Raw genomic sequence first — 25,622 nt, 5'->3', positions numbered from 1 at the left:
TTGTTAAGCCTCACTTATGTGAGGCTTTTTGCATCCGATGTGATCGCAGCTAGTGGCAAGAAAAAGTTAAAGTTATACTGGTAAGTGACGATATAGCATATACGTTTTATTTTTTGTTGTTACCTAGGTTCGCTACATACGGAGTTGGTATGAAATTTAGCTATAAAATTGTTGCAGCGTCCTCGTTGTTGTTGTTGATTGTGCTCTCTTTGCTCTCTTTTCAACAACAGATTACAGTGCGCAGTCAGGTGGAGTCTTTCGTTAACACCAGTTTAATCGAGCTGGTGAATGGCGTGAAAAACACCATTGAAGCCGATATGAACAGCAAAAAAACCTTAGCACAGACCACCAGCGAAGTGGTCGCTCTCGATGTGGATAACCGTGAATATGTGCGTCAAGTGTTAGAGACCCCAAAACTTAAACAGAGCTATATTACTGTTGGAGTGGGGTATGACAACGATGGGGCGATAGTTGAAAATGATGATGCGTGGGAAGTGGAAACGGATTATGAGCCACGCACGCGGCCATGGTATATCGATGCCAAGCAGCAGCGCAAACTGGTGGTGACCGAGCCGTACGTGGATGCCACAACGCGACAAACCATTATCTCAATCGGGGCGCCATTGTTTGATCAACGCCAGTTCAAAGGGGCGATCTTCTTTGATGTGGAATTAACTGAGCTGGCGAATTTAGTCAATTCGGTGAATCTGTTTGATGCGGGCTATCTGTTTATTGTTACCCCAAATGGTACCACCATTGCTCACCCACAAGCCGATTTTAATGGTCAGTCGCTCAATCGTTATCTACCTGGCGTTAAAATTCAAGCAGGCACTCAGACGATCAAGCATGATGGCAAAACATACCTAGTGAGTTTTACACTGGTGCCGGAAGAGAACTGGTATATCGGTGCCGTAATTGATGAATCGATAGCGTTTTCTGCACTAACTGAACTGCGTAATAGCTCGATCATTTACACGGTAATTGGTGTGCTATTGAGTGTGTTGGGGCTTGGAATGTTGATCAAAATCTTGATGAAGCCGCTTGGTGTGTTAAACACCGCTATTCAGGATGTGGCCTCTGGTCACGCTGATTTAACCCATCGTCTAGATACCGATACCGATCAAGAGTTTGCTCAACTGGCCAGTGGTTTCAATACCTTTACCGAAAACTTGCAGGGGCAGATTCAGCAACTCAAAGCGCTTGGGGTTGAAATTATGCACGGTACCGAACAAACCGTGGCGGGTGCTCAGGAGTCGGCCCATGCGGTAACTCAACAGTTGCAAGAATTAGAGCAGTTAGCCACTGCCATGCATGAGATGGTGGTGACTGCTACTGAAGTGGCCAATAATGCACAAGGTGCTGCCACTGCGGCTAATGAAGCAGATCAAGCTTCGCTAGAGGGCAGTCAAGTGGTAGGCGAGACTACTCGTTCAATTGATACCTTGTCCGCACGGATTGAACAAGCCGTGGAAGAAGTTAAAGGGCTGGAAGTCGCGACGAGCAATATCGAAACCATTTTAAAAGTGATTAACGATATCGCCGATCAAACTAACTTATTGGCGCTCAATGCGGCAATTGAAGCGGCGCGTGCCGGAGAGTCTGGGCGTGGTTTTGCGGTGGTGGCCGATGAAGTTCGTACCCTGGCGCAGCGTACCCAGCAATCGACCACTGAAATTCGACATATGATTGAGCAGTTACAATCAGGTGCCAATGCCGTTTCCGTGGCGATGAATGAAAGTAAATACACTGCTGATGATGCAGTGCAGAAAGCGCAACATGCTAACCAGTCATTGCAAAATATTCGTAGTGCGATTCAGCGTATCAGCGATATGAATATGCAAATCGCCTCGGCGGCAGAAGAGCAAAGTCTGGTAGCGGAAGAGATCGATAGTAATACTGTGAAAATTAAAGATTTATCGACCAAAGTTGCGGATGCGGCGGCGGCTTCAAGTATTGCGATGGAAGTTCAGACCGAAAATGTGCGTGAGCAAGACCGTTTACTGAATAAGTTTATTGTCTAGTTTCGACCACAACGGTGTATTTTGCATAGTATAAGGCCAGTCATTGACTGGCCTTAAATATATCCAAGCTGTGCTAAGTGAATCAGGCACTGAAGATTAGGCTTGATTGAGATAATCGAGTACCACTTGATGGTGATTGGTGGTTTTGAATTTATCAAACACTTGTTCAATCAGGCCTTGCTGGTCGATCAAAAAACTGACGCGATGTAATCCATCAAATAATTTGCCCATGAATTTTTTCTCACCCCACACGCCAAACTGCTCAGCCACGTGATGATCTTGATCAGATAAGAGTGTGAAGTTGAGTTGATCGCGTTCGATAAATTTTGCCAGCCGTGGTACCGGGTCGATACTGATACCGAGTACCACCACGTGATGAGCTTGTAGTTCGGCTTGAATATCACGTAAGCCTTGGGCTTGTACGGTACAGCCAGGTGTCATCGCTCTTGGGTAAAAATACAGCAACACTTTTTTTCCGGCAAAATCAGTCAATGAGACGGGTTGACCATGTTGATCGGGTAAACAAAACATCGGAGCTGGGGTACCAATCGTGAGCATATTCATAGTTATTCCTTTGATTACTGACTGTTTTTTATAAAGTTGAGCGAGCCTTGCACGTTGAGTTTGCGGCACAGGTCCGCAAATTCTTCTTGCAGTTGCATCAGATTGCAGCCTGAGTCGACGCGAGCGCTGAGCGCGATATGGAACTGATCTTGCTGTCTACCCAGCTTGGTTTTGTTGATGGTTTGCGCGCTGAGCGATGCCATACCAATTTGGCGCTGGGCAAAAAATTGCGTGAATTGCTCCGTGAGGCCCAACCGGTCATCCGATTCCACATACACTTCCACAGTATAAGCATGATTTTGCTGATCATGCGGAGAAGTGCGTTTGGTCATTGTGATCAAATCGTGTTGCTGACCAAGCACCGGCAGTGTGGTTTCGACTCGCGTAATCGTGCTTGGCGCTCCAGAGATTAACATCAATAGGGTAAATTCTTTACCAAATAGAGCGATACGACTGTCGATGATATTACAACCGGCTTGGGTAACCAGCCGAACCACTTCATTACAAATACCGGGGCGGTCGGTGCCGACAGCGGTGATCACAAGATGCTGAGTCATATTGTCACTGTTGAGATGATTTTCTCGGCATGTTAACACAGTTAAACCAGAGAAAAAGCGTGATCCAATCGGTTTTTCTGCGTGCTTAAGCGAGAAATTATCGCACTTGGCGGCTCAGATAAACGGGCCACCAAACAGGCCATCACTGTCATAGCGTGGCTTTATTGGGGGCATCTTAGCAATATTGATCGACATGATGATTTAAGCCCATTTCTCCGCTTGTATTTTTTTAGCCCCATGCATTACCATGCAGAGAGGATAAGATTAGGGAGATAGACATGTTTTCAGGAAGTATCGTTGCGTTAATAACGCCATTCACTCCGGGCGGTGAGGTTGATTATCTCAGCCTGAAAAAACTGGTTGATTTTCATGTTGCGGCAGGAACTGATGCAATTGTTTCTGTTGGCACCACGGGTGAATCGGCCACGTTGACCGTTGAAGAGCACGTCAAGGTGGTAGCAAAAACGGTCGAGTTTGCTGAAGGTCGTCTGCCTATCATTGCTGGCACAGGTGCTAACGCGACGCATGAAGCGGTGACCTTCAGCCGCTTGCTGAATAATACGGGGATCGCCGGTTATTTGAGTGTCACGCCCTATTACAATAAGCCGACTCAGCAAGGTTTATTTTTGCACTATAACGCGATTGCCCAAGAAACGGATATTCCTGTAATTTTGTACAATGTGCCCGGACGTACTGCTGTTGACATGCAGCCTGAAACCGTGGCTCGTTTATCTGAAATCAAAAATATAGTGGCACTGAAAGATGCCACCGGTGATTTGACTCGAGTAGCGAAACATCGTGCCATGTGCAAAGAGGGCTTTGTGTTGCTCAGTGGTGATGATGCGACGGGTCTTGAGTTTGTCAAATTGGGTGGCCAAGGTGTCATTTCGGTGACCAATAATATCGCGGCCGCCGATATGGCCAATATGCTGCATTTGGCTTTGGCTGGAAAGTTTGCTGAAGCGGAAGTCATCAACCAACGTTTGATGACGCTGCATAAAAATTTGTTTATCGAATCGAGCCCGATCCCTGTGAAATGGGCCGCGCATAAGATGGGATTGATTGCAAATGGTGATCTGCGTCTTCCTTTGACCGAATTGTCTGAACCTGCTCGCCCAATCATTGCCCAAGCACTGTCTGAAGCCTGTCTTTATTAAAATGCTATCGATTACTATGCCGGGGGAGTGATTACCCCGGTCATTTTTAGGAGTTTCAATGAAGTTTTCTCACCAGCTAGTTGTTGGTTCACTGGCTGTTTTGGTATTAACTGCCTGCTCCAACAGCGCAACCCAGCGTCGCCAAGCCAAAAACGATTTCGACTACCTCGAAACCACGCAATTGAAGCCTTGGGTATTACCGCAAGGTGCCACGCCACAGTTTTATCCCAATTATGACCTTCCTGAAGGGGAATTCCACGGTGGTGTCGGCCATGTGGTGGATATTCGTCCTCCTCAGCAGGTATTAGAATTGATCCCCGGTGCGCGAGCCGAGCGTCAAAATGGCGAAGTAACCTTATGGATGCTGCGTAAAGAGGAAGCGCAAAAAGTGTGGGATACCGCACTGGGTATGATTGCACAACGCGAGATTCCGTTGCGTCAGCAAACCCCGACTCAGCTTGAAACCGATTGGGTTGAATGGGTGGCTGAAGATGAAGATGTGACGATTGGTAGCCGCTATTTAATCTCAATGCGAGAAGCGAACAACCGTTATGGCTTTAACATTTCGCTGATTGATTGGCGTGAAAATGGTCAGGAACAAACGGTAACTACCACCAATAAAGAGCGCTACAACGCCTTTATGACCAATTTGGTGACCACCCGCTATGATGCCGATGTCCGAGCGGAAGCTGCGCGCCGAGCTCAACAGTTGGTCAAACAAATTCCTATCACGATGGGAGCTGATCGCAGTGGTCTACCGGTGATTATCGCACGTACTTCGTATGATGTACTGTGGCCACGATTACCGAATTTATTGCCTAAAATGGGCTTTACCATTGAAGAGCGAAATCAGTCACAAGGTACTGTTAAAGCTAAATATACTCCTCCAGGTGACGCATTTTGGCAACAAATTGGTGTACCGCCGATGGAACTCAAATCGGGCATTTATACGTTGTTAGTGGGTGATTTAGGTAACCGTACTTCGATTAACGTGACCGATGCGAGCGGTAAACCGGTCAATGAAGCGCTACTTAAAGATATGGTGCCGGTGCTGGCCGCGGTGGTCGATCATCAGTAGCCTACCTAATGTGATGACACCAGATTCAGATCGATAATATTAAGGGATGCATTGGCATCCCTTTGTGGTGTTATCCCCTTGCTACTTGAAGCTGCTGCAGTGTTGGCTACGTTCCTTCACCTCAATCACATCGTTTGCTTATGCTCATCGGGATTCATTCACGGCCGTTTACCTGCAATTCCAAGTTGTTTGGGTATAGGTGATGGCGTTTTATGATTTATCTTGTGGCTTTGGTGATTGGTCGGCCTGCTTGGACTTTGCATCCGCCGTTTGAGCAGGGTGGCTAGCAGCGCTATCAACCGCGCGCTTTGCGGCGGCGGGCGGATAGCGCTGCTGATCGATCTCATTCAGGCGATCGAGTTGGCTTTTCTTATCCATCTGCCCCCATTTCATATTGGCGGTATATTTGAGCGCGGCAATATTGCCGATCATCACCGCGATCACAATCAGCGAAATTACCCAAGGGTTAAACAGTATCTCCATGTTATACCTCACAAATATTAGTGATAAAGCGCAGGTAAATCTCTGGCAGCATGGCATGAATGGTGGTTTTACCTTCAATCTCTGCGCTGGTAAGTTGGGCTTGCAATAATGGCTCACTGAATTCGCTTAAGCATTGCTGAGCTGTGGCGTGATGGCTGATATGCCATGGCTCAAAACCCACACCTTGCCCATCTTGGTAGGGGAAGAAAAAGCCAAATTGGCTGAGGTGGCTGGTTAACCATTGCCAAAATTGGCTTTGATGACCAGTTAAATATTCCCATGGTTCAAGTAACAAACGAGTATTGCTCGGCAGGGCATCTTGGTCATACACATCAAAGTCGGTACCCCAATGGTGACGGCTAGCCCCCGGTAGAGCTGACCAGCGCAATATGGCGAGCACTTTGTCCGCTTCACTGATCGCACTCGCATTCAATGGCTGGCTTTGTTGATCTAAGATCGGTCTTTGACCAGTCATTTTTTGATCCCAAATCGACAGTTGTTGTTCAAATGAGCGAAAGCCACTGGCGATACACAGATTAAAGCCAGCTTGCGCCGCCGCTTGCTTGAGCGCCAACAAATCGGCGCTCACTTGTGAATGAACAAGAAAGGCTTTTTGTCCTATCATCACCGAGACTAAATGGCTATCGGTTTGTCCGGTCAATTGCTCTGGTGTCATAGTCAGTCCAAAAGCAGGGTTAAGATTTTTTGGTACATATCGGTCAGTTTTTCTAGATCGGCGACTCGCACACATTCGTTCACTTTGTGAATGGTAGCATTGACAGGACCGAGTTCGACCACTTGAGCGCCCATTTGGGCGATAAAGCGTCCATCAGAGGTCCCCCGGTAGTCAGTAAAGCCGGCGTTTGATGATTCACCTGTTCAACGGCGGACACCACTGCAGCCAGCAGTTCGCCGGTTTCAGTGAGAAAAGGTTGGCCACTGAGCGTCCAGTTAAGATCGTAATCCAAACCATGCTGATCGAGAATGTGCTGGACACGGTGTTGGATATCATGATCGGTCAGCTCGGTACTGAATCGGAAGTTAAACTGCACTGAAAATTCACCCGGGATCACATTGGAAGCCCCAGTACCTGCATGCAAATTGGGGATTTGAAAGCTGGTCGGGGGAAAATAGCGATTTCCCGAATCCCACTCGGTAGCCGCCAATTCTGCCAGTGCGGGTAGCGCATGATGGATCGGGTTATTGGCCAGATGTGGATAAGCAACATGGCCTTGTGTCCCTTTGACTTTCAAATCGCCAGTGATGGAGCCGCGGCGCCCATTTTTGACCACATCACCGACTTGTTCGGTACTGGATGGCTCGCCGACGATACACATATCAATCCATTCATTGCGTGCCTGCAGCGTTTCTACTACTCGCACGGTACCGTTGATGAAAGGGCCTTCCTCATCCGAGGTGATCAAAAAGCCGATAGAGCCTTGGTGATCGGGGTGCTCCGCAATAAAGCGTTCAACCGCAACAATCATACACGCCAGTGAGCCTTTCATATCGGCTGCGCCACGGCCATACAACATGCCATCGATCACCGTTGGCACAAAAGGTGGGGTGTGCCACTGTTCAATTGGACCTGCTGGTACGACATCGGTATGCCCCGCGAAGACAAATAATGGCGCTTGTGTCCCGCGGCGTGCCCAAAAATTGGTGGTATCAGCAAACACCATGCTTTCAATCGTAAATCCAAGCGCGCTTAAACGCTCAATCATCACGGCTTGGCATCCAGCATCGACAGGGGTGATGGATTGGCGGCTGATAAGGTCTGTGGCTAAAGCCAGTACAGGGCTATCGGTCATCCTTGAAATTCCTTGTATTAACCAAAAAGTGCGCGGTACTGCGCATCGCTAAAACCAAGATGATATTGATCTTGATAGTGTAAAATCGGACGTTTGATCATCGCCGGTAACTCGACTAACAGGTTGATGACATTGTCGGCATCTAAGCTGGCTTTTTGTGCATCACTGAGTTGGCGAAAAGTGGTGCCGCGTTTATTGAGCACCTGCTGCCAGCCCAGTCGCTGACAAAACTCAGTGACTAACTGGCGGTCAATCCCTTGTTTACGATAGTCATGGAATTGGTAGGCAATTCCTTGTTGTTCTAGCCAGTTACGTGCTTTTTTTATCGTGTCACAGTTAGTAATCCCATACAGCGTGGTCGTCATGTTGATCCTTAGATGAGTGCTGATTGAAGTGCTGAATCGCTGGCTTAGTCAAGCTTAGCTTGCTGGCCACCTTGATTATTGTTGATTCAATCCTAACAGGAAGGGGCTACAGAGACAAAAGTGTGAGGGGAATATTTCACGCTTGAAAAAATAACGGGCTTAGCAAATCGATTGGCAAGTTATTGATCAAACGCAACACATGGCATGCTAAAACGGAAATAATGAGTACAGCATACTTTAGGAGGTATCAATGGAACTGAGTCCTGTCTTTGCAAGACGCTTATATTTAGCGCTGTTAGTGGAAAGTATTGAGCGCCCTAACGTCCCCAAACTGATAGAAAAAACCGGTTGGCCGCGGCGTACTATTCAAGATGTGATCAAAGCGATGCCTGGGATAGGGATTGAATTGAACTTTGTGCAAGATGGTCGTCGGCATAACGACGGCTATTATCAACTTTCTGACTGGGGCCCTTTTGATAGTCAATGGGTCACTCAACGTAAGCAAGCGATTGCCACTAGTTTAGGATTTTGTGCTTAAGTCAGCATGGTTGGCTTGTTTTCTGTTTTTGCCCATCGATCGCCGCGAGGCCGTGGCGCATCAGTAATCCAATTTAAGCCGCTTGATTAAGCGGCTTAAATTTACCGGACTACAGCTCACCAGCGATCGGTTGGCAGCGGTAGAGGCTACCGAGCATGGTGACTGAGGTTTGAAAATAATTGGAATAATCTATGGTGATGGTGTCACCACCATGGGCAAGGGCTTGGTTTTTCAACTGATTGACCGCCCCTTGGATCAGAACATGATTGGGATAAATCCAAGCGTTAAACCAAAATCCCTCGCTACCCGTTGCATCGCCTAGCCATTGGCATTGACTGGCATCAAACCCCGCATCAGTACGGATCTGAATTTGCTCTGCGCCATCAGACAGTGTATGCATCGGTGAACTGCATCCCAGCAGTAGGCTGCTGGCCACGCCCAGCATAACAACACGTATCATTGAAATACTCCTTGCAAAATAGAAATGCCAAAAAAAATCAACCAACTGAAGGCGAGCAGTGTCCATGCTAAGCGCGCATTGTTAAACCAATGATTCTGTGCAGGAGGTAAAGGCAATTCGCTCATCAAGGATGAGGTTTGTGTGGTATTGATGTGGCTGGTTTTGGCATTCAGTGCTTTTTTACGCGCCTTATCGGCTTGGCGCTGCTTCTCTTTGTGCTGCTTTTTATACAGTGCAATTCCTTTTTCGATCCCCTGCGCAATAAGCTTCGTTTGCTCTTTGGTTTGACCCGGGCGCTGAGTCGCTTTGCTGATTTTCAGCGCTTCTTGTTGGGTTTGTGGTGAGGGAAGCGGGCTGTGGTTTTTCATGATTAACTCAAATTAAAAAGCATGGGCTTAAGACTAGCACGTGCTAGCTCAGTAAAAAATGACGCGTTAGCACAATTAGCAGTGGTCATTTTAATCTATTGCGCTAGAGTGGCAAACTTGTGTTGAATCACTAGAGATTACTGTGCGTTATTCGATAGAACAGTATGATAGTCAAGGTTTTTTAAAAGCCCCATTGTGGTTATGGTTAGGATGGCTGTGGCTAAATCGAGCTTGGGTTATCTTAGTGATGGCCGGGGTTAGTCGTGAGCATGGTTCACGCTTACTAGAGCGGGTTTATTCTGACCACGCATTGTTGTACATCGGGCTGGCGATGAGCTCACCGGTGTTGGGTTTGATGTGGTTAATCACCCTGCGTCATGTGCAGCGGCCACGAATTAATCAAATCATCGCCCAAGGCCGCTTGATCACTTTATTGGTCGTCGTCGGCCAATTTGTGCAAGCCGCTTGGCAGGTTTATTTACAGCAAGGCGCTTTCCATTGGGCTAATGCCCTGACTTTATTGCTGCTACTGTGGTTTGGCATCTATTTGCTACGCAGCCGCCAGGTCGCAGATAGCTTAGCCATTTCGAAATTGGATAAGGTGTGATCGCCGTCAACGCCTTGATGTTACATTGGATTACACTGCGCAATACCAAAAAAAGAAGGACTCATTATGTTTAAGTCACAGACCGCAATTTTGCCTGAAGCTGGCCCATTTGCGTTGTATACCCTGATCAAAGTTCGGCAAAATGTTGCTCAGGTTTTATCGGCGCTACAGGCGTTGCCACAGTTAGTGGCCGAGATCAATCAGCAACAACCGGGCGCTGAATTGGCCATATCGATTGCGTTTAGCCAATCGTTCTGGCAGCACTTTGAGCTCGCGCCACCGCCAGAATTGATCACTTTTCCTGAATTGGGCACAGGCGAAATACATGCGCCAAGTAGCGAGGTTGATGTACTGATCCACTGCCACTCAACCCGTCACGATTTATTGTTCTTCGCGCTACGCAAAGGGATCAGCGAAATCGCTGAGCATATTGAAATCATTGATGAAACCTACGGTTTTCGCTATTTAGATGCGCGAGACATGACGGGCTTTATCGATGGCACCGAAAATCCACAAGCCGAGCAACGTGCACAAGTTGCGTTGGTGGCTGAGGGAGAATTTGCTGGCGGCAGTTATGTGCTAGTACAACGTTTTGTGCATAATTTGCCGGCGTGGAACCGACTTAACTTAGCGGCACAGGAAAAAGTGATTGGTCGAACTAAGGCCGATTCGGTCGAGCTTGAGCAGGTTCCTGCCGCTTCGCATGTCGGCCGTGTCGATATTAAACAGCAAGGCAAAGGGCTCAAAATTGTTCGCCACAGTTTGCCTTATGGCAGCGTCAGTGGTGAGCATGGCTTACTGTTTATGGCTTATTGTCATACGTTGCATAATTTGCACACCATGCTGGAAAGTATGTATGGTGTTACCGATGGCAAAACCGACCAACTACTGCGTTTCACCAAAGCCGTGACCGGTGCGTATTTGTTTGCTCCCTCGTCAGCTATGCTGCAAGCGCTGACCTTAAAGCAGTCGTAAATTAGGCGACATCGCTTAGCGAATTGGTTAAAGCCGAGCCCTGTGCTCGGTTTTTTTTATTAAAGAACCCGCGCCCTTGCCCGATAACTTCATTGGTAAGTGATGAAATCCATTCTAGCTAAGAGGCTGGGGATCGGTGGCGTAATTTACGGTTAGCAAGCCCTTCGTCCACCGGATAAAAATCTTGAGTCATAAAATGCGTTTTTTGTGCATTTTATGTGTTTGATGAGCGACTTATCGCCAAACAGACTTTTTTCTAAAAAAATTGAAAAATTTTACTAAAGGATTCAAAAATCACGCCGTTATAAAAGGTAACTTTAAGAGAACTACTTTGGTTTTCCGAGACGTCGGAAACCGGATCCATCGGAAAATCAATTGGAGAAATCACCATGGCAGTAAATGTAAATACCAACGTCTCAGCAATGACCGCTCAACGTTATTTGAACAGTGCAACGAGCGCACAACAAACATCGATGGAGCGTCTATCTTCAGGCTTTAAAATCAACAGTGCTAAAGATGATGCGGCTGGTCTGCAAATCTCTAACCGTTTGAATGTTCAAAGTCGCGGTCTAGATGTGGCGGTACGTAACGCCAATGATGGTATTTCCATTGCGCAAACAGCAGAAGGTGCGATGAATGAAACCACCAATATTCTGCAACGTATGCGTGATTTGTCACTGCAATCAGCCAATGGTTCAAACTCAAAGTCTGAGCGTGTGGCGATTCAAGAAGAGATCACAGCACTAAACGATGAACTGAATCGTGTCGCTGAAACCACCTCATTTGGTGGTAATAAACTGCTTAATGGTACTTTCTCAACCAAATCGTTCCAAATTGGTGCGGATAATGGCGAAGCTGTGATGCTGACCCTGAAAGACATGCGTAGCGATAATACTTCAATGGGTGGTACTGGCTACGTTGCAACGGCAGAAAAAGACAAAAATTGGAAAGTTGAAGCGGGTGCTAACGATATCACTTTCACACTAAAAGATGTCGATGGTAATGATCAAGCCATCACCATCAATGCTAAAGAGGGTGATGACATTGAAGAAGTGGCAACTTACATCAATGGTCAAACTGACTTAGTAAAAGCATCAGTTAACGAAAATGGTCAATTGCAGATCTTTGCTGGCAACAATAAAGTGAGCGGTGATGTGGCTTTCTCTGGTGGTTTAGCTACTGAGCTGAATATGCAAGCGGGTACTGCTGAAACCGTTGATACCATTGATGTGACCACCGTTGGTGGTGCACAACAGTCAGTGGCAATTATTGACTCGGCACTGAAGTATGTTGATAGCCACCGTGCAGAGCTTGGTGCATTCCAAAACCGTTTCAGTCATGCGATCAGCAACTTGGATAACATTAACGAAAACGTTAATGCATCGAAGAGCCGTATCAAAGACACTGATTTTGCGAAAGAGACCACAGCGCTAACCAAATCACAAATTCTGTCACAAGCGTCAAGCTCAATCTTGGCCCAGGCCAAACAAGCACCAAATGCGGCACTGAGCCTGCTGGGTTAATTCCCCCTCTAAATCACAAAATCCAGCTGCGGCTGGATTTTTTTTGCATTAAATTTCATTAACTCAGATCTGATTTCACAAAAAAGCTGGTTATTTTATTTTTTCTGAAAAAAGCCGAAGATTTTTCTAAAGGATACGAATTTCTCGCCGTTACAAGAGACGAGAGAAATGGGGTAAACCGACGTGAGGTGAGAGACACCGAGGTTTACCAACTTATTCGCCTAAGGAGATCAATATGGCAATTAATGTGAACACCAACGTGTCAGCGATGACCGCGCAGCGCTATTTAAATGGTGCGGTTGATGGTATGCAAAAATCAATGGAGCGTTTGTCGTCTGGCTACCAAATTAACAGTGCCCGCGACGATGCTGCCGGCCTGCAAATTTCTAACCGTTTGACATCGCAAAGTCGTGGCTTGGATATGGCGGTGAAAAACGCCAACGATGGTATTTCTATCGCCCAAACTGCGGAAGGGGCGATGAACGAAACCACCAATATCTTGCAACGGATGCGCGATCTGGCGCTGCAATCATCCAATGGTTCCAACTCTTCTTCGGAACGCACCGCGATTCAGGAAGAGGTGTCGGCGTTGAATGATGAATTAAATCGAATTGCTGAAACCACTTCGTTCGGTGGCAATCGACTGCTGAACGGTTCATTTGGCAGCAAATCATTCCAAATCGGTGCTGATTCCGGTGAGGCGGTGATGCTGAGCATGGGCAATATGCGTTCAGATACCGAAGCGATGGGTGGCAAAAGCTATGTGGCGCAAGAGGGTAAAGCGGCCGATTGGCGAGTTGATGCAGCAACCGATTTAACCTTGAGCTACACCGATAAGCAAGGTGAAGCACGTGAGGTGACCATTAATGCCAAACAAGGTGATGACTTAGAAGAGCTGGCAACTTATATCAATGGCCAATCTGATGATGTAAAAGCGTCAGTCGGTGAAGGTGGTAAGTTACAGCTGTTTGCTTCATCACAAAAAGTGGCGGGTGAAGTGACGATTGGCGGCGGACTTGGCGCAGAAATTGATTTTGCGGCTGGCCGTGATGTCACAGTGGCTAAGATCAACGTTTCCACCGTGGCTGGTTCGCAAGAAGCGGTAGCCGTATTGGATGGTGCGTTGAAGGCGGTGGATAGCCAACGTGCTTCATTAGGGGCATTCCAAAATCGTTTTAGTCATGCAATTAGCAACTTAGAGAACGTTAACGAGAATGTTAACGCCTCGCGTAGCCGGATCCGTGATACCGATTATGCCCGTGAAACCACGGCGATGACCAAATCACAAATCTTGCAACAAGCCAGTATGTCAGTGCTGGCACAAGCTAAACAGTCGCCATCTGCTGCTCTAAGTTTACTTGGGTAAACCCGTTAAAGGGCTCAAGCGAGTCAGTCACGGGCGATGAACCGTGACTGATAAGGTAGAAAGGAGAGTGCTATGGAAATACCATCCTACACATCGACCATTCAGCCTTACGCTTTGCAAAGTGGCACTAAAATTGCTTCAGAAATCGATAATGCAACTCGTGTTTCGTTTTCAGGGGAGAATAACCGTTCGGTTTCGCGTACAGATAAACCATCTGAACATTTTTCTGAGCAGGTCAAGGCAAAACAGCAAGCATCGGTTGAAGCAAGGCAGCAAGCAAAGCAGCGCCAGCGTCTCGATGAGGAGCAACTTGCCAAAGTAGTGGATCAAATGAATGATTTTGTGAAATCCATTAATAAAAGCCTGTCTTTCAGATTGGATCAAGAGTCCGGACGCGAGGTGGTTACCATCTACGAAGCTTCGACGGGTGATATCATTCGTCAAATCCCTGAAGAAGAGATGTTGGAAGTATTGCGTCGCCTCGCCCGTGAGCAAGATCATCGATCTGGCTTATTGATGGCGAAGGTGTAACACGGTTTTGAGGTGATTGAATGAGTTTAGGCCCGATGGGGATGAATACTGGCTTTGACATCAATGGTGTCGTCAGCAAAATTGTGAATGCGGAGCGGGTACCTAAACAGCAACGCATTGATAATGAGCGGGCGAACATTGATACCAGTATTAGTGCCTATGGTCGACTCAGAGAGTCGCTGGATACGATGAAAAATCTGATGACCCAATTTCGTCAGGAGAAAGCTTTTGCGGCACGCAAAGTGGATACCAGTGATGAAAAAGTCATCTCCGCGACCGCCACCACGGAAGCGATTGCTGGAAACTATTCCGTCGATGTGCTGCAGCTTGCTCAAAGCCATAAAATTGCTTCTGAAGTCTTAGACAAAGACGCAAAGTTTGGTCCGGGCAAGCTGCATCTTTCATTGGGGCGCAGGAATTTTACTTTTGATGTGCCGGCCAATGCCAAATTGGTGGATATTGTGCGTGGCATTAATGGTGAAAAATCCAATCCAGGGGTGCGAGCCTCCATCATTAATGATGTGCAAGGGCCGCGGCTGATTGTTGCCTCCCACCTTTCCGGTAAAGATCACCGAGTGCAGATGTCAGCGGAAGCTGAACTTGGTAATCCACTCAAACAACTCGAATACAAATCGCTCGAACAGCGGGTGCTTGATCTTGAACAGGCCCGAGCTCAAGCGCAGCAATTGATCACACCATTGACTCCTGAACAGCAAAAAATCGCAGCTACAGTGGCCGAAAAAATCGGCGCGGCGGCGCGTTTAGTGGATCAAGAAGTGGCGCAAGAAATTCGCTCGGCGGCACAAACTGCCCAAAATAGTGCCGCAAACGATGTGACCAATCCGGCCGAACTGACTGATAGCGCACTGAAAACAGTGGCGAGTGCGGCCAGTGAGGCAAAAAAATATCTTAGACCAGAAGAGCGAATTCCGGGCTGGAGCGAAACCGCTTCAGGAACTTTGCTCGACTCTTATTGGGAGCCCGAAGCGGAGTTGGATGCGAGTGGACAACAAAAAGCCGCCAATATACCCGGTTGGAGTAATACCGCTTCAGGAACCTTGCTGGATTCTTACCTGACACCGCAAGAGGCGCAGCAAAAACTCGATCAAAAATTAGCCAAGCAACAGGCGCAAATGGAAGCGGCACTGAGCAGTGGCAAAATGAGCCCAGAAGAGGCCAAAGCGCAAGCTCGCAGTCAACTGAGTGCCCAAGAGCGTGACTATATTGAACAAGTTGAGCAAGCACAAACCGCACTTGTTGCCGCGCAAGCCGCCTTTGATGGCTATGGTGGCATGCTTGAGGTGCAAGCGGCACAAGACTCGATGGTGGTGCTCGATGGCATCGCGACGTTATCGAGCAATAACAATATTATTGAAAATGCCATTGAAGGGGTGAACCTAACCCTCAAAGGTAAGACCGATCCCAATCAAGCTCCGCCTGCGATTGGGATTGAATACGATCGCGATCGGGTACGCAACGATATTGAACAGTTTGTCGCGGCCTATAACCAGTTTTTTCAAATCAGCAAAGCATTATCTGGTGTCGATCCACAAACGGGACAAGCCGGTCCATTGGCCGGAGATAGTATTGTGCGCAGCGCCGATTCGCGCTTAAAAAACGTATTCTCATCCAGCATTGAGCAGGCCCCTGAACACCTAAAATCGCTGACTGAATTTGGTATTACCACCACTCGGCAAGGTGGGCTAGAAATCAACTATACGATGCTGGATCGGCAACTGAATAATAACTTCAACACGCTGGGGGATTTTTTTGGTGGCAATCAAGGCTTTGCCAAACGCGTTGAAGATGCGATTGCCAGCATGACTGGCGTTACAGGCTCAATCCGCACACGTGAAAGAAGTTTGACCGAACAAACTTACCGATTAGGCGATAACCAGCGCTCGTTGGATCGCCACATGGATAGCTTAGAGAAACGCACCCATGCCAAATTTAGCGCCATGCAAGATGCTACCAGCAAAATGCAGTCACAGTTGGCTGGCATGATGGGGGCATTAGGTGGCTAAACCATGGCAACGCGAGGTACTGATCCCGCGAGGAAGTGATTAAGATGCAAACACAACTGCAACGTTTAAGTGATCTTGATCAACAAATTACCACTCTGCTGGCTGAAGATGAGATTGATGCTGAAGATATTTTGCTACTGGTCGATAACAGAGAACAACTGTTGCACAGCTTGTTAAGCGATTTAGCCGAGCACCCTGAATGGGCGCAATCAGATTTGTGGCGTCAAGCGATTGATAACACCCAACAACTTGTTGAACGGATGCAGTCAAAAACGGTGGCAATCGGCCAAGTGCTGTATCATTATCGGCGCGGCAAGAAATCGGTTCAGCAATACAAAAAGTTTTTATAAGAGGAAGACTATGCGTGGTTCTTTACAGGCGTACAAAAAAGTATCAGTGGATAGCCAACTCAGTGCGGCCTCTCCGCATAAAATTGTCCAGATGTTGATGGCCGGAGCGATTGAGCGCCTGATCCAAGGTAAAGCGGCCATGCAGCAAGGCAACATTCCGGTCAAAGGTGAACGTTTAGGTAAAGCGCTCGATATTATCATCAGTTTGCGCAGTTGTTTGTCGATGGAAGATGGTGGGGATATTGCCAAAAACCTCGATCAACTGTATGACTTTATGGTTAACCAAATTACTCAAGCCAATCATAAAAATGATCCACAGTTATTAGATGATGTGATTGAGATTATCCGCGAAATAAAATCGGCGTGGGATCAAATTCCAGCTGAATTTCATAATTTAACGGCAGCCGATGTGGGCATCTGATTTCTATTACAGAAACTTTTAACACACATCACACCAAGCAAATGCTTGGTTGCCTTATTTGCTGATTTAAATAGAATAGAAGCCACTAACTAGCCAAGTGGCTTTTTTTGTTGCTAAAGTTCACCAATTGTTCATCGTTTGTTCAGTATTTATAACAAAAATCAATCACCTGAAAATGATGACAAAAAGTGTAACCACAACTTTTTATCATAAAGGCAAATAATCTCACCTATGCAGAGTGTAGCGAAACTACTTGTAATTGAGGACGATGCCAAGATCCGGCTAATCCTCAGTGTTATTTTAGAGTTTGTAGGAGAGCAGTGTGAGATCATTGAGTCTACGCAAATTGATCAAGTCAATTGGTCAACTGTGTGGGCCGGATGTATTTTAGGCTCTTTGCGTGAACAAACGCTGTCTGAAGCATTAATTCACTCTTTGAGTAAAGCCAACCATATTCCACTACTGCTGGCCAACAAACAGCCTTATTCATTAGATGAATTTCCCCATTATGTGGGTGAATTAGAGTTTCCGCTCAATTACCCACAGTTAAGTGAAGCGCTGCGTCACTGTAAAGAATTTCTCGGGCGCAAAGGTGTGCAAGTCTTGGCCTGCGCACGTAACAACACACTATTTCGTAGCCTAGTGGGCCAAAGTAGTGGTATTCAAGATGTTCGTCACCTGATTGAACAAGTTTCAAGCACCGAAGCGAATGTGATGATTTTGGGCGACTCTGGCACCGGTAAAGAGGTGGTCGCGCGTAATATTCATTATCACTCAGGACGCCGTAATGGTCCTTTTGTGCCGATCAATTGTGGAGCGATCCCTGCTGATTTGCTAGAAAGTGAGCTATTTGGTCACGAGAAAGGCGCCTTTACGGGGGCGATTACCGCTCGCAAAGGTCGTTTTGAACTGGCCGAAGGTGGCACGCTGTTTTTGGATGAAATCGGCGATATGCCAATGAGCATGCAAGTCAAGTTGCTGCGCGTGTTGCAAGAGCGCTGCTTTGAACGTGTCGGTGGTAATAGCACGATTAAAGCTAATGTGCGAGTGATTGCCGCTACTCACCGCAATTTGGAAGCCATGATCGAAGATCAGAAATTTCGCGAAGATCTCTACTACCGTCTCAACGTGTTCCCAATTGAAATGCCGGCATTGCGCGATCGGATTGATGATATTCCCTTGCTGCTGCAAGAGTTAATGGCGCGTATGGAAGCGGAAGGTGCACAGCCGATCTGCTTTACACCAAGAGCGATTCATTCACTGATGGAACACGATTGGCCGGGTAATGTGCGTGAATTAGCCAACCTAGTTGAGCGAATGATGATCCTGTATCCCAACAGTTTAGTGGATGTTAACCATCTACCGACCAAATATCGTTACAGTGATATTCCGCAATTTCAGCCTGAGTCAAACCGCTTTAGTTCGGTGGAAGAGCAAGAGCGCGATGCGTTATGTGACCTGTTTGCGGAAGATTTCAATTTTGATCCGGCATACGAATTCACGGCAGAGCTTGATCTGCCCCAAGCGCTACCACCGGAAGGGGTTAACCTTAAAGAGCTGCTTGCCGATCTAGAAGTCAACCTGATCAACCAAGCGCTTGAAGTGCAAGGTGGCGTCGTCGCCAGAGCGGCCGATCTGTTGGGGATGCGTCGCACGACTTTGGTGGAAAAAATGCGCAAATATAATATGCAGCGCTAAAAAGCATATTGTTAATCTGTTTTTAATTTTAACATGTTGATTATTAAGCTTAATGGCTTGGCGTGGCTCTTGCTTGTCAAGCCATTATTGTCTTTAGAGGATGGAGAGTGAATGATGAGCCCAATGCTAGAGCAGCACTCCCATTTGGACTCGCTGGAAGATCAAGTTGAGCGCTATAAACAAGTGCTCGATGTGATGCCTGCTGGGGTGATTTTGCTTGATACTCAAGGTATCGTGCGCGAGGCCAACCCTGAAGCGCAGCGTTTGCTGGACATCTCACTGGTGGGCGAAAAATGGTACAGCGTGATCCAAGTTGCGTTTGCGCCGCGCGAAGATGATGGCCATGAAATCTCGTTACGTAATGGACGCAAGGTGCGCTTGGCGATTTCAGCCTCGGCGACTGGCCAGCTTATTTTGATCACTGACCTCACAGAAACCCGCTTATTACAGTCGCGGATCAGTGATTTACAACGCCTATCTTCACTGGGACATATGGTCGCATCATTGGCTCATCAAGTGCGCACGCCATTGTCGAGTGCCTTGTTGTATGCAGCTAATCTTGCTGCGCCAAATCTTGCTCCTGCAACTCGCGAGCGTTTCCAAAGTAAACTGGTCGATAGATTGCACGATCTCGAAAAGCAAGTGAATGATATGCTGCTGTTTGCGAAAGGCGGTGATAATAAAGTGGTTGCGCCTTTTTCGATTGGTGATCTGGCTGCAGAATTTATGCCGATGATCGAAAGCGCCTTGAAAAATAGCCACATCGATTATGGTCAAGAAGTGGAAGGTGAAGACATTACCCTGCTTGGAAATGCCAACGCTTTAGCCTCCGCACTGAGTAATTTAGTGCTGAATGCGCTACAAATGGCAGGTAAAAACGCACAAATTGATGTGTTTTTTCGGCCAGTGCAGGGCGAATTGAAGATTTCAGTACAAGATAATGGCCCAGGAGTGCCTGAAGCATTACAGCGCAAAATTATGGAACCCTTTTTCACCACTCGCTCACAAGGGACAGGCCTTGGCTTAGCGGTCGTGCAAATGGTATGCCGTGCCCATGGTGGGCGATTAGAACTGATCTCTAAAGAGGGAGAAGGAGCGTGTTTTACCATGTGCATCCCTCTTGAGCGTCAACCAATGGATAGCTCAAATTCAGTGACTGGAGAGTGAAGATGGCTCAAAGCAAAGTCTTAATCGTAGAAGATGATGAAGGTCTACGCGAAGCATTGATCGATACCTTAGCTTTAGCCGGATACGAGTGGCTAGAAGCAGATTGTGCAGAAGAGGCGCTGCTTAAACTCAAAGCAAACAGCGTCGATATAGTGGTGTCTGATGTGCAAATGGCTGGTATGGGCGGGCTGGCACTATTACGTAGCATTAAACAGCATTGGCCGAATTTACCCGTGTTGTTAATGACCGCTTACGCCAATATTCAAGATGCGGTTGCAGCGATGAAAGATGGCGCGATTGACTACATGGCCAAACCGTTTGCCCCAGAAGTGCTGCTTAATATGGTCAGCCGCTACGCGCCAGTCAAATCCGATGATAATGGTGATGCGGTGGTGGCTGATCCGCAAAGCCTAAAATTGTTGGCATTAGCGGATAAAGTGGCAAAAACCGATGCGAACGTGATGATTTTAGGGCCGAGTGGTTCGGGTAAAGAGGTAATGTCGCGTTATATTCACAACGCTTCGCCGCGCAGAGAGGGACCATTTGTGGCGATCAACTGCGCAGCCATTCCTGAAAATATGCTTGAAGCAACGCTGTTTGGCTATGAAAAAGGCGCTTTTACCGGTGCGGTGCAAGCTTGTCCAGGCAAGTTTGAGCAGGCGCAAGGCGGAACCATTTTGCTCGATGAGATCAGTGAAATGGATTTGAACCTACAAGCCAAGCTACTGCGCGTACTGCAAGAGCGTGAAGTGGAACGCTTAGGCAGCCGTAAAAGCATTAAGCTTGATGTACGCGTTCTCGCCACCAGTAATCGTGACCTTAAACAGTATGTGCAAGCACAGTGTTTTCGAGAGGATTTATACTATCGCCTTAATGTGTTTCCAATCACTTGGCCGGCCTTGCAGCAACGGAAGGGTGACATTGAACCACTGGCGAACCATTTAGTGGAACGCCACTGTAAAAAGTTAGGATTGCCCGTGCCCAGTATCGCTCCTGCGGCGCTGAATAAACTCCTTAATTACCCGTGGCCAGGTAATGTTCGTGAACTGGATAACGTCGTGCAGCGCGCACTGATTTTAAGTGAGAATGGTCACATTGGTAGTGAGCACATTCTACTCGAAGGGGTGGACTGGCATGATGCGAGCAGTCTGCAACAAGCGGTCGCTGGTGAAGCGATGCCAGCACCTGAGATTAAACTGCTAGCCGAGCCGCAGCGCGATCAAGCTTTGGCCTCGGAAACCCATCAGCCAAGCTCTTTAGCCACGGCAAGCCCTTCCACGGCAAGTACCTCTGCTGCTGGTTCGCTGACTTCCAGTGCCGGTTTAGGCGGTGAGCTGCGCGATCAAGAGTTTGCCATTATCCTTGATACCTTGGCCGAATGTCAGGGGCGCCGTAAGGAGATGGCGGAAAAGCTGGGCATTAGCCCACGCACTTTGCGCTACAAACTGGCGAAGATGCGTGATGCTGGGATTGATATTCCAGGCTAAGGGCATGGCATATAAATTGCTGGTGAGAGTGAGCGATACGATTTTTGAGTCAAACAATTGACATCAGAGGTAGCAATGAGACTTGATGGATTAAACAGTGAAATGCGCGCGATGATGTTTGAGGCGACCAATACTCAACCCAGCGCAACTGGTCAGAAAATTGGCGCAGACTTTGGCGCGATGCTGACTAACGCGATCAACAACGTTAATGGCCTACAGCAAACCTCTAGCGATTTGCAGATGCGCTTTGATCGTGGTGACGAAGGGATTTCACTTTCTGATGTGATGATCGCGCGTAACAAGTCGAGTGTGGCTTTCGAAGCCACCATTCAAGTACGTAACAAATTGGTTGATGCGTATAAAGAACTGATGAACATGCCAGTATAATTTGGGTAGCAGACTGTGGCCGATGATAAACAAACTACCGATATCGCATTGACCACCAGTGGTGATCAAGCTTTATTGGCCAGTTCAGAGCTTGCGCTCGATACACAAAATCCAGACCTTAACGAAAAAAGCAGCAAACTGGACTTTACTGTTGGCGATCTGGATTTATTGCGCCAAGTGGTATTGGTGCTGTCTATTTCGATCTGCGTTGCGCTGATTGTGATGCTGTTCTTCTGGGTGCGTGAGCCAGAAATGCGCCCACTGGGGGCTTACGAGACCGAAGAACTGATCCCGGTGCTTGATTATCTCGACCAGCAGAAACAACAATACAAACTCGATGGCAACACCATTTCGGTGCCAGCGAGTGATTACAACAGCCTTAAGCTGGCGATGCTGCGTGCTGGGTTAAATCAACAGCGTCAAGCGGGTGATGAAATCTTGATGCAGGATATGGGCTTTGGGGTTTCGCAGCGCTTAGAGCAAGAGCGTTTAAAACTGAGCCGTGAGCGGCAATTGGCTAAAGCCATTGAAGAGATGCGTCAAATCAATAAAGCGCGCGTATTACTTGCCCTGCCAAAACAGAGTGTGTTTGTACGCCATAATCAAGAAGCGTCAGCCTCAGTTTTTCTCACCTTGCGCACTGGCACCAACCTCAAACAGCAGGAAGTGGATGCGGTGGTTGATATGGTGGCGAGTGCGGTACCAGGCATGAGACCGAGCCGTGTTACGGTGACCGATCAACATGGTCGTTTGCTCAGTTCAGGTTCGCAAGATCCCGTATCGGCGGCGCGCCGTAAAGAGCAAGAGTTAGAACAGCAGCAAGAAGAGACGCTGCGTGGCAAAATCGACTCCGTCTTGATCCCGATCCTTGGCTTGGGCAATTACACCGCTCAAGTGGATATTAAACTGGATTTCACCGCTGTAGAGCAGACCCGTAAAGTGTTTGACCCCAATACACCAGCGACTCGCAGTGAATACACACTAGAAGATTACAATAATGGCAGCGTGATTGCCGGGGTGCCAGGTGCGTTGAGTAACCAGCCGCCCGCAGATGCTTCAATCCCACAAGATGTAGCACAGATGAAAGATGGTTCGGTGCTTGGTCAAGGTTCGGTGCATAAAGAAGCGACCCGTAACTATGAGTTGGATACTACCATTAGTCATGAGCGTAAACAGTCGGGCGTGGTTAATCGGCAGACCATCGCAGTGGCGGTAAAAAGTCGCTCAAGTATCAATCCGGAAACAGGGGAAGTGACTTATACCCCGTTGAGTGAAGCTGATCTTCATTCCATTCGTCAGATTTTAATCGGTACGGTGGGTTTTAGTGAAAGTCGTGGCGACTTGTTGAATGTCCTGAGCATGCCGTTTGCCGAGCCAGAAATCGAGCAAATCGCCGATATTCCAATTTGGGAACACCCGAACTTCAATGACTGGATCCGTTGGTTAGCCAGCGCATTAGTGATCATCATTGTGGTGCTGGTATTGGTGCGCCCAGCGATGAAGAAACTCATCAACCCGACCGCGGATTCCGATGACGCCATGTATGGCCCAGATGGTATGCCGATTGGGATGGATGGTGAAACCAGTTTAATCGGTAGTGAAATTGAGAATGGTGAACTGTTTGAATTTGGTTCAGGCATTGATTTACCGAATCTTCACAAAGATGAGGACGTACTGAAAGCGGTACGTGCATTGGTGGCAAATGAGCCGGAGCTTGCGGCTCAAGTAGTGAAGAACTGGATGCAAAATGGCTAAAGATAATCCAAATGGTGGTGAAGTTATCGAATCCACGATTGATATCAGTGAAATTCCCGGCGAAGAGAAAGCGGCAATTTTGTTGTTAAGCCTAAACGAAGCGGATGCGGCTGGCATTATTCGTCACCTTGAACCCAAACAGGTACAGCGGGTGGGGAGTGCGATGGCGCGCGCTAAAGATTTAAGCCAAAGCAAAGTTTCAGCGGTGCACCGTGCCTTTTTAGAAGATATTCAGAAATACACCAATATTGGGATGGGCAGTGAAGACTTCCTACGCAATGCGTTGGTAGCGGCACTCGGAGCGGATAAAGCCAATAACTTAGTCGATCAAATCTTACTCGGCACCGGCTCGAAAGGTTTGGATTCACTCAAATGGATGGATCCACGCCAAGTGGCGAGCATTATTGTTAATGAACACCCACAGATCCAAACCATTGTTTTATCCTACCTTGACCCAGATCAATCGGCAGAAATTTTGGCCCAGTTCTCTGAGCGTGACCGACTGGATCTGTTGATGCGGATTGCCAACTTGGAAGAGGTGCAACCTTCGGCACTGGCTGAGTTGAATGAAATCATGGAGAAACAGTTTGCAGGTCAAGCGGGGGCACAAGCGGCCAAAATTGGCGGCTTGAAAGCGGCGGCAGAGATCATGAACTATCTCGATAATAATATCGAAAGTGTGTTAATGGATCAGATGCGTGACCAAGATGAAGATTTGGCAACCCAGATCCAAGACTTGATGTTTGTATTCGAAAACTTGGTTGAAGTCGACGATCAAGGGATTCAAAAATTGCTGCGTGATGTACCGCAGGATGTACTGCAAAAAGCGCTCAAAGGTGCTGATGATGCCTTGCGTGACAAAATCTTTAAGAACATGTCGAAACGTGCCGCTGAGTTGATGAAAGATGATCTTGAAGCGATGCCGCCGATTAAAGTCTCGGATGTCGAAACCGCGCAAAAAGAGATTTTGGCAATTGCACGCCGTATGGCTGATAACGGTGAATTGATTCTGGGCGGTGGTGCCGACGAATTCTTGTAATCAATCCTGGCCTGAGTCGGCCTTGATTGAGCGATAAGTTTTGAATGAGTTTGCATGAGCTTGCACAGGTTGCATAATTGAGGACCACAATGTCTGGTGAAAGAAAGCGTGGGTTTATTCGCCCAGGTATCGACGATAATGCGGTCACCGCGCAAAAATGGGGACTACCGGATTACGGCTCCGCCACTGAACCCGCGGCCAAACCGACCGCTTTTAATTACGATCCCGGCTGGATGCCTGATTTTTCCGCTACAGAGCCGGAAGTCGAGCTGGAATTAACTGCGCAAGAAATCGAGCAAATTCGCTTAGCTGCCCAGCAAGAAGGGTTTGCACAAGGGCAAGCAGAAGGCTATCAACAAGGTTTTGAGCAAGGTAAAACAGAAGGCTGGCAAGCGGGACATGACGAAGGGCAGCCACAAGGCTACCAACTCGGTATGGAAGAAGGGCAAGCGCAGATCCAACAACATGTGCAAACCTTTATCGATCTGGCCAATCAATTTGCTCAGCCACTGGATTTGCTCAATGCGCAAGTGGAAAAGCAGTTGGTGAATATGGTGTTAGCACTGGTCAAAGAAGTAGTGCATGTTGAAGTGCAGACTAATCCGCAAGTGATCTTAGATACACTGAAAGCCTCGGTTGAAGCCTTACCGATCGCAGGCCATGCCATTACCCTTAAACTCAATCCGGAAGATGTTGAGATCATTCGCCAAGCCTATGGTGAGCAGGAGATTGCCACTCGCCACTGGACACTACTGAGTGAGCCCGCGTTAAGTCGTGGCGATGTACAAATTGATGCTGGAGAATCGAGCGTGAGCTATCGGCTGGAAGAGCGGATCCGCAGCGTATTGCAAAGTTTTTGTGGCATCAATCGCCACCACCCGGGAGAGTAA

The 25,622-nt window shown here is 47.6% G+C and carries 25 protein-coding genes and 2 pseudogenes; 19 read left to right on the top strand and 8 right to left on the bottom strand.

Annotated features, from left to right (window positions below):
* Positions 1-149 precede the first annotated feature (149 nt).
* Positions 150-2,021, top strand: coding sequence for a methyl-accepting chemotaxis protein (locus G7083_RS02340; RefSeq protein WP_166013409.1), 1,872 nt, complete (start codon positions 150-152; stop codon positions 2,019-2,021).
* Between the two features lie 96 nt (positions 2,022-2,117).
* Here the strand turns inward: G7083_RS02340 and bcp are convergent, their stop codons facing one another.
* Together bcp and G7083_RS02330 are read right to left on the bottom strand one after the other, a co-directional pair.
* Positions 2,118-2,585 (bottom strand): thioredoxin-dependent thiol peroxidase, encoded by a 468-nt coding sequence (bcp, locus tag G7083_RS02335; RefSeq protein WP_166013408.1) that lies wholly within the window; start codon positions 2,583-2,585, stop codon positions 2,118-2,120.
* A 14-nt stretch (positions 2,586-2,599) separates the two neighbouring features.
* Positions 2,600-3,142 (bottom strand): glycine cleavage system protein R, encoded by a 543-nt coding sequence (locus G7083_RS02330; RefSeq protein ID WP_166013407.1) that lies wholly within the window; start codon positions 3,140-3,142, stop codon positions 2,600-2,602.
* Between the two features lie 278 nt (positions 3,143-3,420).
* On the opposite strand from G7083_RS02330, the gene dapA reads away from it, so the two are divergent.
* Positions 3,421-4,299 carry a 4-hydroxy-tetrahydrodipicolinate synthase gene (gene dapA / locus G7083_RS02325; protein ID WP_166013406.1) on the top strand — a complete coding sequence of 293 codons (879 nt, stop codon included), beginning with the start codon at positions 3,421-3,423 and terminating at the stop codon, positions 4,297-4,299.
* Between the two features lie 58 nt (positions 4,300-4,357).
* Positions 4,358-5,377 carry an outer membrane protein assembly factor BamC gene (bamC, locus tag G7083_RS02320; protein ID WP_166013405.1) on the top strand — a complete coding sequence of 340 codons (1,020 nt, stop codon included), beginning with the start codon at positions 4,358-4,360 and terminating at the stop codon, positions 5,375-5,377.
* Positions 5,378-5,698: 321 nt separating this feature from the next.
* Here the strand turns inward: bamC and G7083_RS15055 are convergent.
* The 4 genes and pseudogenes from G7083_RS15055 to G7083_RS02300 all read right to left on the bottom strand — a co-directional run.
* Positions 5,699-5,860, bottom strand: a pseudogene (locus tag G7083_RS15055) (DUF2897 family protein); the annotation flags it as partial.
* A 1-nt stretch (position 5,861) separates the two neighbouring features.
* Positions 5,862-6,536, bottom strand: coding sequence for a M15 family metallopeptidase (locus tag G7083_RS02310; protein ID WP_166013403.1), 675 nt, complete (start codon positions 6,534-6,536; stop codon positions 5,862-5,864).
* Between the two features lie 2 nt (positions 6,537-6,538).
* A pseudogene (gene dapE, locus G7083_RS02305) lies at positions 6,539-7,671 on the bottom strand (succinyl-diaminopimelate desuccinylase).
* A gap of 17 nt (positions 7,672-7,688) precedes the next feature.
* Entirely contained in the window at positions 7,689-8,036 is a 348-nt protein-coding gene (locus G7083_RS02300; RefSeq protein WP_166013402.1) for an ArsC family reductase, read from the bottom strand.
* Positions 8,037-8,286: 250 nt separating this feature from the next.
* On the opposite strand from G7083_RS02300, the gene G7083_RS02295 reads away from it, so the two are divergent.
* Complete coding sequence (locus G7083_RS02295) at positions 8,287-8,574, top strand: helix-turn-helix domain-containing protein (protein ID WP_166013401.1); 288 nt, start codon at positions 8,287-8,289, stop codon at positions 8,572-8,574.
* 109 nt (positions 8,575-8,683) lie between these two features.
* Here G7083_RS02295 and G7083_RS02290 read toward each other — a convergent pair whose 3' ends face one another.
* On the bottom strand, positions 8,684-9,034 hold the full coding sequence (locus tag G7083_RS02290; protein WP_166013400.1) for a DUF4156 domain-containing protein: 351 nt from the start codon (positions 9,032-9,034) through the stop codon (positions 8,684-8,686).
* Entirely contained in the window at positions 9,031-9,402 is a 372-nt protein-coding gene (locus tag G7083_RS02285; RefSeq protein ID WP_166013399.1) for a DUF2956 domain-containing protein, read from the bottom strand. Before G7083_RS02285 ends, G7083_RS02290 begins: the two co-directional genes overlap by 4 nt.
* A gap of 142 nt (positions 9,403-9,544) precedes the next feature.
* Here G7083_RS02285 and G7083_RS02280 point away from each other — a divergent pair, with 142 nt between their 5' ends.
* From G7083_RS02280 to fliH, 15 genes are all read left to right on the top strand, one after another.
* Entirely contained in the window at positions 9,545-10,009 is a 465-nt protein-coding gene (locus tag G7083_RS02280; RefSeq protein WP_166013398.1) for a DUF2919 domain-containing protein, read from the top strand.
* Positions 10,010-10,075: 66 nt separating this feature from the next.
* Positions 10,076-10,984, top strand: coding sequence for a Dyp-type peroxidase (locus tag G7083_RS02275; protein ID WP_166013397.1), 909 nt, complete (start codon positions 10,076-10,078; stop codon positions 10,982-10,984).
* Between the two features lie 389 nt (positions 10,985-11,373).
* On the top strand, positions 11,374-12,507 hold the full coding sequence (locus G7083_RS02270) for a flagellin (RefSeq protein WP_166013396.1): 1,134 nt from the start codon (positions 11,374-11,376) through the stop codon (positions 12,505-12,507).
* Between the two features lie 235 nt (positions 12,508-12,742).
* Positions 12,743-13,873: a flagellin gene (locus tag G7083_RS02265; protein WP_166013395.1), complete on the top strand. Its 1,131-nt coding sequence runs from the start codon at positions 12,743-12,745 to the stop codon at positions 13,871-13,873.
* Positions 13,874-13,945: 72 nt separating this feature from the next.
* Positions 13,946-14,404: a flagellar protein FlaG gene (gene flaG, locus G7083_RS02260; RefSeq protein ID WP_166013394.1), complete on the top strand. Its 459-nt coding sequence runs from the start codon at positions 13,946-13,948 to the stop codon at positions 14,402-14,404.
* Positions 14,405-14,424: 20 nt separating this feature from the next.
* Positions 14,425-16,428 carry a flagellar filament capping protein FliD gene (gene fliD / locus G7083_RS02255; RefSeq protein WP_166013393.1) on the top strand — a complete coding sequence of 668 codons (2,004 nt, stop codon included), beginning with the start codon at positions 14,425-14,427 and terminating at the stop codon, positions 16,426-16,428.
* Positions 16,429-16,472: 44 nt separating this feature from the next.
* The gene (locus tag G7083_RS02250) at positions 16,473-16,778 is read left to right on the top strand and encodes a flagellar protein FliT (protein ID WP_166013392.1); all 306 of its coding nucleotides are present in this window, start codon (positions 16,473-16,475) and stop codon (positions 16,776-16,778) included.
* 10 nt (positions 16,779-16,788) lie between these two features.
* Entirely contained in the window at positions 16,789-17,199 is a 411-nt protein-coding gene (fliS, locus tag G7083_RS02245; protein WP_166013391.1) for a flagellar export chaperone FliS, read from the top strand.
* Between the two features lie 231 nt (positions 17,200-17,430).
* On the top strand, positions 17,431-18,897 hold the full coding sequence (locus tag G7083_RS02240; RefSeq protein ID WP_166013390.1) for a sigma-54 dependent transcriptional regulator: 1,467 nt from the start codon (positions 17,431-17,433) through the stop codon (positions 18,895-18,897).
* Positions 18,898-19,008: 111 nt separating this feature from the next.
* On the top strand, positions 19,009-20,064 hold the full coding sequence (locus G7083_RS02235; RefSeq protein WP_166013389.1) for an ATP-binding protein: 1,056 nt from the start codon (positions 19,009-19,011) through the stop codon (positions 20,062-20,064).
* A gap of 2 nt (positions 20,065-20,066) precedes the next feature.
* Positions 20,067-21,551 (top strand): sigma-54 dependent transcriptional regulator, encoded by a 1,485-nt coding sequence (locus G7083_RS02230; RefSeq protein ID WP_166013388.1) that lies wholly within the window; start codon positions 20,067-20,069, stop codon positions 21,549-21,551.
* Between the two features lie 75 nt (positions 21,552-21,626).
* A complete protein-coding gene (gene fliE, locus G7083_RS02225; protein WP_166013387.1) occupies positions 21,627-21,938 on the top strand; it encodes a flagellar hook-basal body complex protein FliE in 312 nt (103 codons plus the stop codon).
* Positions 21,939-21,953: 15 nt separating this feature from the next.
* Positions 21,954-23,693, top strand: a complete 1,740-nt coding sequence (gene fliF, locus G7083_RS02220) for a flagellar basal-body MS-ring/collar protein FliF (RefSeq protein WP_166013386.1) — start codon at positions 21,954-21,956, stop codon at positions 23,691-23,693.
* Positions 23,686-24,732 carry a flagellar motor switch protein FliG gene (fliG, locus tag G7083_RS02215; RefSeq protein WP_166013385.1) on the top strand — a complete coding sequence of 349 codons (1,047 nt, stop codon included), beginning with the start codon at positions 23,686-23,688 and terminating at the stop codon, positions 24,730-24,732. Before fliF ends, fliG begins: the two co-directional genes overlap by 8 nt.
* Positions 24,733-24,821: 89 nt before the next feature.
* Positions 24,822-25,622 carry a flagellar assembly protein FliH gene (fliH, locus tag G7083_RS02210; RefSeq protein WP_166013384.1) on the top strand — a complete coding sequence of 267 codons (801 nt, stop codon included), beginning with the start codon at positions 24,822-24,824 and terminating at the stop codon, positions 25,620-25,622.

The sequence above is a fragment of the Vibrio sp. HDW18 genome, from assembly GCF_011306175.1.
In the GTDB taxonomy this organism is placed as follows: Bacteria; Pseudomonadota; Gammaproteobacteria; order Enterobacterales; family Vibrionaceae; genus Vibrio; species Vibrio chanodichtyis.
The sequence above is the reverse complement of the archived record's forward strand: the minus strand, read 5'-3'. Positions and strand labels throughout refer to the sequence as shown.

Coding starts and splice junctions, on each gene's coding strand:
- G7083_RS02330 (WP_166013407.1), bottom strand. CDS start 3,142: ATGACTCAGCATCTTGTGATCACCGCTGTCGGCACCGACCGCCCCGGT.
- fliG (WP_166013385.1), top strand. CDS start 23,686: ATGGCTAAAGATAATCCAAATGGTGGTGAAGTTATCGAATCCACGATT.
- fliE (WP_166013387.1), top strand. CDS start 21,627: ATGAGACTTGATGGATTAAACAGTGAAATGCGCGCGATGATGTTTGAG.
- G7083_RS02240 (WP_166013390.1), top strand. CDS start 17,431: ATGCAGAGTGTAGCGAAACTACTTGTAATTGAGGACGATGCCAAGATC.
- G7083_RS02295 (WP_166013401.1), top strand. CDS start 8,287: ATGGAACTGAGTCCTGTCTTTGCAAGACGCTTATATTTAGCGCTGTTA.
- bamC (WP_166013405.1), top strand. CDS start 4,358: ATGAAGTTTTCTCACCAGCTAGTTGTTGGTTCACTGGCTGTTTTGGTA.
- G7083_RS02275 (WP_166013397.1), top strand. CDS start 10,076: ATGTTTAAGTCACAGACCGCAATTTTGCCTGAAGCTGGCCCATTTGCG.
- G7083_RS02250 (WP_166013392.1), top strand. CDS start 16,473: ATGCAAACACAACTGCAACGTTTAAGTGATCTTGATCAACAAATTACC.
- G7083_RS02310 (WP_166013403.1), bottom strand. CDS start 6,536: ATGACACCAGAGCAATTGACCGGACAAACCGATAGCCATTTAGTCTCG.
- G7083_RS02340 (WP_166013409.1), top strand. CDS start 150: ATGAAATTTAGCTATAAAATTGTTGCAGCGTCCTCGTTGTTGTTGTTG.
- G7083_RS02290 (WP_166013400.1), bottom strand. CDS start 9,034: ATGATACGTGTTGTTATGCTGGGCGTGGCCAGCAGCCTACTGCTGGGA.
- G7083_RS02285 (WP_166013399.1), bottom strand. CDS start 9,402: ATGAAAAACCACAGCCCGCTTCCCTCACCACAAACCCAACAAGAAGCG.
- dapA (WP_166013406.1), top strand. CDS start 3,421: ATGTTTTCAGGAAGTATCGTTGCGTTAATAACGCCATTCACTCCGGGC.
- G7083_RS02270 (WP_166013396.1), top strand. CDS start 11,374: ATGGCAGTAAATGTAAATACCAACGTCTCAGCAATGACCGCTCAACGT.
- fliD (WP_166013393.1), top strand. CDS start 14,425: ATGAGTTTAGGCCCGATGGGGATGAATACTGGCTTTGACATCAATGGT.
- fliH (WP_166013384.1), top strand. CDS start 24,822: ATGTCTGGTGAAAGAAAGCGTGGGTTTATTCGCCCAGGTATCGACGAT.
- G7083_RS02235 (WP_166013389.1), top strand. CDS start 19,009: ATGATGAGCCCAATGCTAGAGCAGCACTCCCATTTGGACTCGCTGGAA.
- G7083_RS02265 (WP_166013395.1), top strand. CDS start 12,743: ATGGCAATTAATGTGAACACCAACGTGTCAGCGATGACCGCGCAGCGC.
- G7083_RS02300 (WP_166013402.1), bottom strand. CDS start 8,036: ATGACGACCACGCTGTATGGGATTACTAACTGTGACACGATAAAAAAA.
- flaG (WP_166013394.1), top strand. CDS start 13,946: ATGGAAATACCATCCTACACATCGACCATTCAGCCTTACGCTTTGCAA.
- fliS (WP_166013391.1), top strand. CDS start 16,789: ATGCGTGGTTCTTTACAGGCGTACAAAAAAGTATCAGTGGATAGCCAA.
- bcp (WP_166013408.1), bottom strand. CDS start 2,585: ATGAATATGCTCACGATTGGTACCCCAGCTCCGATGTTTTGTTTACCC.
- G7083_RS02230 (WP_166013388.1), top strand. CDS start 20,067: ATGGCTCAAAGCAAAGTCTTAATCGTAGAAGATGATGAAGGTCTACGC.